The sequence below is a fragment of the Cytobacillus sp. genome, from assembly GCF_964223445.1.
In the GTDB taxonomy this organism is placed as follows: Bacteria; Bacillota; Bacilli; order Bacillales; family Cytobacillaceae; genus Cytobacillus.
Genome location: NZ_CAXQGS010000092.1, coordinates 24,464 through 33,965 on the forward strand (window position 1 = coordinate 24,464; position 9,502 = coordinate 33,965).

8 protein-coding genes are annotated in these 9,502 nt (G+C 43.4%); all 8 read left to right on the forward strand.

Features of this window, described 5'->3' with window-relative positions; translation table 11 throughout:
- The first annotated feature begins 1 nt into the window (after position 1).
- Positions 2 to 694 (forward strand): CoA transferase subunit A, encoded by a 693-nt coding sequence (locus ACEQ1T_RS17035; protein ID WP_370223887.1) that lies wholly within the window; start codon positions 2 to 4, stop codon positions 692 to 694.
- Positions 679 to 1,341, forward strand: a complete 663-nt coding sequence (locus tag ACEQ1T_RS17040; RefSeq protein ID WP_206837926.1) for a 3-oxoacid CoA-transferase subunit B — start codon at positions 679 to 681, stop codon at positions 1,339 to 1,341. The genes ACEQ1T_RS17035 and ACEQ1T_RS17040 overlap by 16 nt, the downstream gene beginning before the upstream one ends.
- A gap of 48 nt (positions 1,342 to 1,389) precedes the next feature.
- Positions 1,390 to 2,655 (forward strand): peptidase, encoded by a 1,266-nt coding sequence (locus ACEQ1T_RS17045; protein ID WP_370223888.1) that lies wholly within the window; start codon positions 1,390 to 1,392, stop codon positions 2,653 to 2,655.
- Positions 2,656 to 2,669: 14 nt separating this feature from the next.
- Complete coding sequence (gene gabT / locus ACEQ1T_RS17050; RefSeq protein ID WP_370223890.1) at positions 2,670 to 4,001, forward strand: 4-aminobutyrate--2-oxoglutarate transaminase; 1,332 nt, start codon at positions 2,670 to 2,672, stop codon at positions 3,999 to 4,001.
- A gap of 12 nt (positions 4,002 to 4,013) precedes the next feature.
- A complete protein-coding gene (locus ACEQ1T_RS17055; RefSeq protein WP_370223891.1) occupies positions 4,014 to 5,435 on the forward strand; it encodes an aldehyde dehydrogenase family protein in 1,422 nt (473 codons plus the stop codon).
- 185 nt (positions 5,436 to 5,620) lie between these two features.
- Positions 5,621 to 6,496, forward strand: a complete 876-nt coding sequence (ablB, locus tag ACEQ1T_RS17060; RefSeq protein WP_206837917.1) for a putative beta-lysine N-acetyltransferase — start codon at positions 5,621 to 5,623, stop codon at positions 6,494 to 6,496.
- Between the two features lie 73 nt (positions 6,497 to 6,569).
- A complete protein-coding gene (locus ACEQ1T_RS17065) occupies positions 6,570 to 8,012 on the forward strand; it encodes a sigma-54 interaction domain-containing protein (protein WP_370223892.1) in 1,443 nt (480 codons plus the stop codon).
- Between the two features lie 165 nt (positions 8,013 to 8,177).
- Positions 8,178 to 9,502 (forward strand): lysine 2,3-aminomutase (gene ablA / locus ACEQ1T_RS17070; RefSeq protein ID WP_370223894.1); only part of this gene is annotated, 1,325 nt, incomplete at its 3' end.

The window sequence follows — 9,502 nt, forward strand, 5'->3', positions numbered from 1 at the left end:
TATGGAAAACACTTTTAACAAAATCATTGAAATTGATGAGGCAATGAAGCATTTTCGGGATGGCATGATCATTATGTTTGGAGGATTCGGCGGAATTGGCACCCCTCCTGCCCTTATTGACGGCATTTTGGAAAATGGATTCAAAGACTTAACGCTTATTGGCAATGATTCAGGGTTTCCCCATATTGGCATCGGGAAAGTGGTCAGCCAGGGAAGGGCAAAAAAAATGATTGCTTCCCATATCGGCTCAAATCCCGTAGCCGGCCAATTAATGACAGATGGGAAAATGGAAGTGGAATTTTCACCACAGGGGATATTGGCGGAAAGGATCCGTGCAGGGGGAGTCGGCATCCCTGCCATTCTTTCCGATATTGGCCTTGATAATGACATTGTAACCAGCAATAAGCAAACATGTAATTTGAGTGGGAAAAAATATCTCATCGAATCGGCTCTAACAGCTGAAATATCAATTGTCTTTGCAAAGAAAGCTGATCCTTACGGAAACTTAATTTATGACAAAAGTGCGAGAAACACAAACCCGCTTGTTGCTATGGCAGGAGATATGACCATTGCAGAAGTGGAGGAAATAGTCCCTCTTGGCAGCCTCGATCCTGATGAAATTATTACACCAGGGGTTTTTGTGGATTATATTGTCCCTTCGAAAGGAGTTAATTGGAAATGGGCATGGGAGTAGAAATCAGAGATCGCATTGCAAAACGTGCAGCTGAAGAAATAAAGGACGGGATGATTGTAAATCTCGGCATTGGAATCCCTTCGCTTGTTCCTAATCATTTGCCAGATGGGACAAAAGTAATGTTTCATGCGGAAAATGGCATTACAGGTATGGGGCCAAGTCCGGAGAAAGGGAAGGAAGATGCAAATCTCTGTAATGCTGGCGGTTTTCCCGTTTCCGCTGTAAAAGGTGCTTCGTATTGTGACAGTACTATTGCTTTTGGGATGATACGCAGAGGAAGAGTTGATATGACGATCCTTGGCTCCCTGCAGGTGAGTGAAAAGGGAGATCTGGCCAACTGGATTGTACCTGGTAAAAAAGTTCCTGGTATGGGCGGGGCAATGGAGCTTGCCCAAAAAGCCAAAAAAGTAATTGTCCTTATGAACCAGACAGACAAAAACGGAAATTCAAAAATTGTGAAGGAGTGCAGTCTGCCGCTTACATCTGCCCGCTGTGTAGACATGATTATTACGGAGATGGCTGTCTTTCAAATAAAGAATCATGGACTGATACTGACTGAATTATTTGCACCGCATTCGATTCATGCAGTAAGGGAGAATACCGGCTGCGGTTTTACAATTGCTGGGGATGTGAGAGTGATTAATTGATAGATATTATTCTATGTTTGGCTGTGGTCTCAAAAAAGGAGTGAGAATATGAATGCACATGCAAAGATTAAACAGTGGCTGAAAGATAATAGGCAAAGGGGAACAAGACTTCTTCAGCAGCTTGTCCAGGAAGGAAGCATACGTGGGAAAGAAAGCAGTGCACAGGCTGTCATCATTGAAAAATGCCGCAAACTTGGACTAACACTTGATATTTGGGAAATTGGCAAGGAGCAATTGACCAAACATCCTGCCTTTTGTTCAGATAGAAAGGATTTTTCCGGTAATCCCAATGTGGTGGCTACTTTGAAAGGAACAGGCGGGGGAAGGTCCCTTATACTGAATGGCCATATTGATGTTGTTCCAGAGGGAGACCGAAACGATTGGGACCATGATCCATTTAGCGGAAGAATCGAAGATGGAAAACTTTTTGGCCGGGGATCTACGGATATGAAAGGGGGAACTGTCTCGCTCCTGCTTGCAATGGAAGCCATCATAACGGTTGGAATCAAGCTGAAAGGGGATGTGATATTCCAAAGTGTCATAGAAGAAGAAAGCGGCGGGGCGGGAACTTTGGCTGCTGTCCTTCGGGGATATTCAGCCGACGGGGCAATCATTCCTGAACCGACAAATATGAAGCTTTTCCCAAAACAGCAGGGTTCAATGTGGTTTCGGATAACAGTCAAAGGGCGTTCTGCCCATGGAGGAACCAGATATGAAGGGATCAATGCAATCGAAAAAGCCATGATAGTGATGACAAAGCTTCAAGAGCTGGAAAAATTAAGAAACCTTAGAATTGAGGATCCGCTATATTCCAAGATTCCTATTCCGATCCCTATTAATATCGGAAAAATAAATAGCGGAGAATGGCCATCTTCAGTGCCGGATATTGCCACCTTAGAGGGAAGGATGGGGGTGGCGCCAGATGAAGAAATGAAATCTGCAGAAAAAGAGCTGGAACAGTGCCTGTGGGATGCAGCACAAAATGATGAGTGGCTAAAAAAGAACCCTCCTCAAGTTGAATGGTTCGGCGGACGCTGGCTGCCAGGTGATTTGGAACAGGAACACCCTATAATGACCGTATTATCGAAGTCTTTTGAAGAAGTAAAAGGCATGCAGCCGGCTGTTGAAGCATCACCCTGGGGCACGGATGGAGGCATACTTTCCAAAGTTGGGAATACGCCAGTGGTTATCTTTGGCCCCGGAGTGACTGAAGCTGCCCATGATGTTAACGAGTATATTTCCTTGCAGGAAGTCTTTGAAGCTGCTGAAATCATTGCTCTGGCCATACTGGAATGGTGCGGCACTAATCAGTGAGAGGGGAAATAATAATGGGATCAATTAAAATAAGGACGGAGATACCCGGACCGAGAGCAAAGGAATTATTGGCTAAAAAAGAGGAGAATGTGCCAAAGGGACCATTTAACACGATGCAGACATTTGCGGATAAGGGGGCAGGAGCACTTCTGACAGATATAGACGGAAATACTTTTCTTGATTTTGCCGGGGCAATCGGTACTCTAAATGTTGGCCACTGCCCGCCAAGGGTTGTAGCAGCCCTGCATGCCCAAATTGACCAATATCTTCATCCATGCTTCCATGTCATGATGTATGAGCCCTATATTAAGCTGGCAGAAAAACTCAACAGCATTACACCCGGAAAACACAGCAAAAAAACATTCTTTTTAAGCACCGGCGCAGAGGCAGTGGAAAATGCCGTTAAGATAGCAAGGAAATATACCGGCCGAAAAGGGATCATATCATTTGAACGGGGTTTTCATGGCCGTACCTATATGTCCATGAGTTTAACGAGCAAGGTTAAACCATATAAATATGAATTCGGGCCATTTGCGCCTGAAACATATAAATGGCCTTATCCTTATTATTACCGCAGCGAGGGTCTGAAGGATAAAGAATATGATCTTGCCTTAATTAAGAGATTCGAAACTTTTTTTCTCAGTGAGGTGCCACCTGAAGAGATTGCTGCTGTCATTATGGAGCCTGTACAGGGTGAGGGCGGTTTCGTTATGCCGTCTTCACGTTTTGTAAAAGGTGTAAAACAGCTTTGTGAAAATCATGGAATCCTCTTTATCGCTGATGAGGTACAAACGGGATTTGGCAGGACAGGCAAAATGTTTGCTATGGAGCATTATGATGTTGTGCCGGATCTAATTACGATGTCAAAATCAATCGCTGCCGGATTGCCGATCAGTGCTGTAACTGGAAGGGCTGACATAATGGATTCACCGAATATCGGTGAAATTGGCGGAACTTATGGTGGCAGTCCGCTCGGATGTGCAGCCGCATTAGAAGTGATTCGAACAATTGAGGAAGAAGGATTATTAGAAAGGGCAAATGAAATCGGAAGCCTTTTTACTGAAAAATTTTCAGATCTTCCTTTAAAATATAAGCAAGTGGGTGAAGTTCGGTCTTTAGGGGCAATGTGTGCCGTTGAATTTGTTAAGGATCAGGATACAAAGGAACCGAATAAGGAAATTGTTCAGGAGATCCTGTCAAAAGCACACAAGCGCGGTCTCATTGTTATGAGCGCAGGCCTCTATGGCAATATCATTCGTCTGCTCACTCCGCTTATTACAACCGATGAACAGCTCAATGAAGGATTTTCCGTACTAGAAGAAGTAATAGGTGAATGCTGCACTTAAGGAGGAATATCAATGAAAAAACATTTATGGATCAGCGGAAGGTTCAAGGAAACTGAGAACTACAAAGCATTGAAAAGCCCGTACAGCGGGGAGGTTATTGCAGAAGTTGCCATGGCTTCTCCTTCCGATGTGGAGTCAGCGATTGATGCAGCAGATCAGGCCAGAAAAATAATGGCTGAAATGCCTGCCCATAAAAGGGCAGAAATACTGGAAAATGCTGTTGCCATCATGAAGGAAGAAAAAGAAGAGTGCGCAATGATCATTGCGCGTGAAGCATCTAAACCTTTAAAGGCTGCAAGAGGAGAAGTGGACCGCACCATCATGACATATACCTTCGCTGCCCAGGAAGCGCGCAAGCTTTATGGAGAGACAATCCCCATGGATGCTGCTCCTGGAGGCGAAGGCAGGGTAGCCTATACAGTAAAGGAGCCGCTTGGAATTATCGGCGCAATCACTCCATTCAATTTTCCTATGAACCTGGTTGCCCATAAAGTGGGTCCTGCAATTGCTGCCGGAAACACGGTTGTATTAAAGCCTGCATCCCAAACGCCAATGTCGGCATATAAAATAGCAGATATTTTTCACAGAGCCGGCCTTCCTGAGGGAGCTCTGAATGTAATAACAGGAAGCGGCGGAACGGTCGGCGATGTACTTGTTGCAGACGACCGCATATCGATGATTACTTTTACAGGGAGCCCTGCAGTAGGAAAGCAGATCCGCGAAAATGCAGGCTTAAAGAGAGTAACACTTGAATTGGGTTCCAATTCGGCAGTTGTAGTGGATGAGAATGCAGACGTCGAGAAAATTGTCGCGCGAATTGCAGCAGGGGCATTTGCCTTCCAGGGGCAGGTTTGTATTTCCGTTCAGCGCATCTATGTGCATGAATCCCTGTACCAGACATTTGCAGAACGCTTCGTTGAGGAAGCCAAAAAGCTAAAAATCGGCGATCCGCTTAATGAGGAAACAGATTTATCTGCGATGATCTCCAGGAGTGACACCGACCGCGCGCAAAGCTGGATCGAGAGTGCCGTTAAGAGCGGAGCAGAACTTGCTCTTGGCGGTAAGGCGGAAAATAATACATTGCACCCAACCGTCCTGCTGAACGTTGACCAATCAGAAAAGATTTCATGTGAGGAAGCATTTGCACCTGTTGTTCATATTAATTCATTCAGCAGCTTTGAAGAGGCGCTGGCACTTGTGAATGATTCAGATTATGGCCTGCAGGCTGGTGTATTCACCAATGATGTGAACAAAGCCTTCAAAGCAGCAAAAGAGCTTCATGTTGGCGGTGTGATGGTTAACGATTTCCCAACCTTCCGTGTAGACCATATGCCATATGGTGGAGTAAAAATGAGCGGAATGGGACGTGAAGGCATAAAATATGCTGTTGAAGAAATGACAGAGATGAAGCTGATCAGCTTTAAGATTGACTAAGATGAAGGACAGGAATTATTCTTCGGCCGGTAAATGCCTGGGTTTGGGCGGTATTTTAATCGAATTGGCCGGTAAAACCGCTAATTCGGCCGGAAAAAAGGCAGTATTGGCCAGAATTTATTAATAAATCTATAAATGCCTGGCCGTTTGGCTGGGCAGTTTTTTAATTGAAGGGGGTCCAAGCGATGCATAATACAGCTTCTGTAAAAAAAATAAAAACAGAAAACTTTCTTGCCGAATTATACCTTGATCCATTCAATAAACGCTTAAGAGTAGACGATTATGCAGGGAAATTGGAAGATGCCGTTCATGAAGCAGAGAGAACCGCAAAAGAACAGCAGTGTGAGAAATTAATTTTTAGAGGAAGAGTGGAAAATTATTCGGATCTTCTTGCAATGGGTTTTCAATGCGAAGCTGTTATTGACGGGTATTTCCGGGGCTCTAATCAATACTTTTTCTGTAAATATTTCTCAGATGAAAGAAGAATCAATCCACATTGGATTTCTGAAGACCGCATCATTACAAGTGTAGTAGCCATTGAAAGAAACCCGGATGTCATTATGCCTCCTTCCGAATATCAGCTCCTGAAAATAACGGAGCAAGATGCAGAAAAACTTGCTGCACTCTACCGTGAAGTATTTCAAATTTATCCAACACCTCTCCATGATCCCGCATATATTAAAAAGACCATCCAGGAAGGTACCATCTACTACGCATTCCGGAATAATGATGACCTTGTGAGTGCAGCTTCAGCGGAGGTCAATCTTTTTTATAAAAACGCAGAACTGACAGATTGTGCGACACTTCCGTCCCACCGTAAACATGGTTTAATGAAAATACTCCTTGAAAAATTGGAAAAGGATTTAAAATCGCAGGGTGTATTCTGTGCCTACTCCATTGCCAGAGCGCTGTCGTTCGGAATGAATGCCGTTCTGCATCAGCTGGGCTATTCCTATCGGGGCCGGCTGCTTAACAATTGTTATATTTTCGATAAACTTGAAAATATGAATGTCTGGGTAAAGAATTTGGCTGCAGCGGATTATTGGAGACACATAAAATAGTGCCAGTATTTCGGCACCATCCTGACAAATTTTCGGCACCCTGTCATATACATATATATGGGAGGGAATATTGATGACTGAAATTCAAAGCATTTCAAAAGAAGTTCTGGCAGCCATATTAAAGGGCATTGATGAAGGGATTCATGTGGTAGATTTGAATGGAAATACCATTTTTTATAATGAAATTGCTGCAAGACACGATGGTCTGGAGGTTTCTGAGGTTATCGGAAAACCTGTTCTGAAAGTCTTTCCTTCATTGGATAAAGAGACAAGCACCTTATTAAAAGTAATGAAAACAAAAAAACCGATCTATAATCAAACGCAATCCTATGTGAACCTTCATGGCGCACAAATAGAAACCATTAATACAACTCTCCCTATTGCTGTAGATGGGAAAGTAGCGGGAGCTGTTGAGATTGCTAAGGACTATTCCAGGTTGAAGCTTCTTTCTGAAAGCCTGCTGGATTTGCGAAAAAAAATAAAACAGCCTGTCAAAAAAAAGACTGCTGCAGATAATGTTCAGTACACACTGGATAGCCTTCTCACTATAAATCAGGAAATGCAAAAAATTAAAAAAGAAGGGGCCAAACTGGCCAAGTCTAATTCCTCCATTCTGGTGTTTGGCGAAAGCGGATGCGGGAAGGAGCTCTTTGTTCAGGGACTCCACCATGCTTCCTCAAGAGCTGCCGGGCCATTTATTGCCCAGAACTGTGCAGCTATACCGGAACCCTTGCTTGAAAGCATTCTTTTCGGGACGGCTAAAGGAAGCTATACAGGAGCTGTAGACAGGCCGGGCCTATTTGAATTAGCGGATGGGGGAACACTCTTCCTTGATGAAATTCATGCCATGCCATTTGAGCTTCAGGCAAAACTGCTTAGAGTGCTGGAGGATGGGATTGTCAGAAGAGTGGGTAGCCCGAAGAGCTCTCATGTAGATGTGAGAGTGATTGCAGCCATGAACATCCATCCAGTGGAAGCACTGGAGAAAAACCAAATCAGAACAGACTTATTTTACCGCTTAAATGTTCTCACTTTCGGGCTCCTTCCTCTAAGGGATCGAAAAGAAGATATTGAATTTCTTGCACATTATTTTATTAGGGGATTTAATCAGGTTTTACACAAAAACCTTTCCGGAATCGGGGATGATGTGCTTGCCTTTTTCAGACAATATCATTGGCCCGGAAATGTCAGGGAATTAAAGCATACAATTGAATATATGATGAATGTCTGTGAGGATGATTTCCTTAAGGCTGAGGATTTGCCTGTGATAATGAAGCAGCAGTTGCAAAAGGATAAACAGGATGGTTCACTAAAGGTTCAGCCATTAAAGGCGAGTATGGAAGAACAGGAGAAAGCATTAATTGAAAAAGCTCTTATAGAGACCAATGGAAATATTAAAAGAGCCGCAAAGCTATTGGAGGTTCCGCGTCAAACGCTGCAATATAAACTGGCAAAGTATAATATTGAAATAAATAAAAGGAGCCTTGCCTGCAGCAATTATGAAAGTGCCGAATAATCGGCATTTTTTTTTGTTTCAAAGACAATAGTTTAATAAAAATATCCCCTCAGCTGCTAACTATCGCCTCTCCGGCAGTATTTTCATATGATAATACGAAAGCTTCAGGATTGGCATGATTCTTGCAGTGTATATTTTAAAGAAATCCATATAGGGGGAATTTAATTGAAGAACTTTTTATATAAACCGGATCGTTACTGGAAAGACATTGAACTGTGGAAGGATGTCACAGATGAACAATGGAATGATTGGCTTTGGCAGCTGACAAATACGATTCGCACCGTTGATGATCTGAAGAAAGTCATAAACCTCACTCCGGATGAGGAAGAAGGGGTAAGGATCTCGACTAAAACGATTCCGCTGAACATTACACCTTATTATGCATCCCTAATGAATCCGGATGATCCGCGATGCCCGATCAGAATGCAATCGGTACCAATTTCAAAAGAAATATATAAAACAAAATATGACCTTGAAGATCCTTTGCATGAAGATGAAGATTCTCCTGTCCCTGGCCTGACGCACCGTTATCCTGACCGTGTCTTATTTCTGGTGACAAATCAATGCTCCATGTATTGCCGCTATTGTACAAGGAGGAGATTTTCCGGTCAAATTGGCATGGGAGTGCCGAAAAAACAGCTTGATGCAGCGATCAGTTATATCAGGAGTGCCCCTCAGGTTAGAGATGTTCTCATATCTGGCGGGGATGGCCTTTTAATCAATGACAATATCCTTGAATACATTCTGAAGAATTTAAGGGAAATCGATCATGTTGAAATCATCAGAATCGGCACGAGGGCACCTGTTGTATTTCCTCAGCGGATTACCGAGAATTTATGCAATATCCTGAAGAAGTATCATCCGGTATGGCTGAATACACATTTTAATACTTCTATTGAAATCACCGAAGATTCCAAGAGAGCATGTGAGATGCTGGCAAATGCAGGTGTTCCAGTTGGCAACCAATCTGTTATTTTGGCGGGCATAAACGACAGCGTTCCAATTATGAAGAAACTAATGCATGACCTTGTTAAAATCCGGGTCCGGCCTTATTACATTTATCAATGTGATTTATCTGAAGGGATTGGCCATTTCCGTGCGCCAGTTTCAAAAGGGCTTGAGATCATTGAAGGATTAAGAGGACATACTTCGGGATATGCGGTTCCAACTTTTGTTGTGGACGCGCCTGGGGGAGGAGGAAAAATCTCCTTGCAGCCAAATTACGTAATATCACAAAGTGCCGATAAAGTGGTCCTTCGTAATTTTGAAGGAGTCATTACAACTTATCCGGAGCCGGAAAACTATGTTCCTGGCCGTGCTGAAGGGTATTTTAAAGAAGTTTACCCGGAAATGGATGAAAAACGGTCCAATGTCGGAATAGCCGCACTGATGAATGATCAGCAGTTTAATCTTGTACCTGAAGGGCTTGCAAGACTTGACCGCCGTGAAAAATATGAAAGCGATCCTTCCCATAGTTCATTAGATCGGAA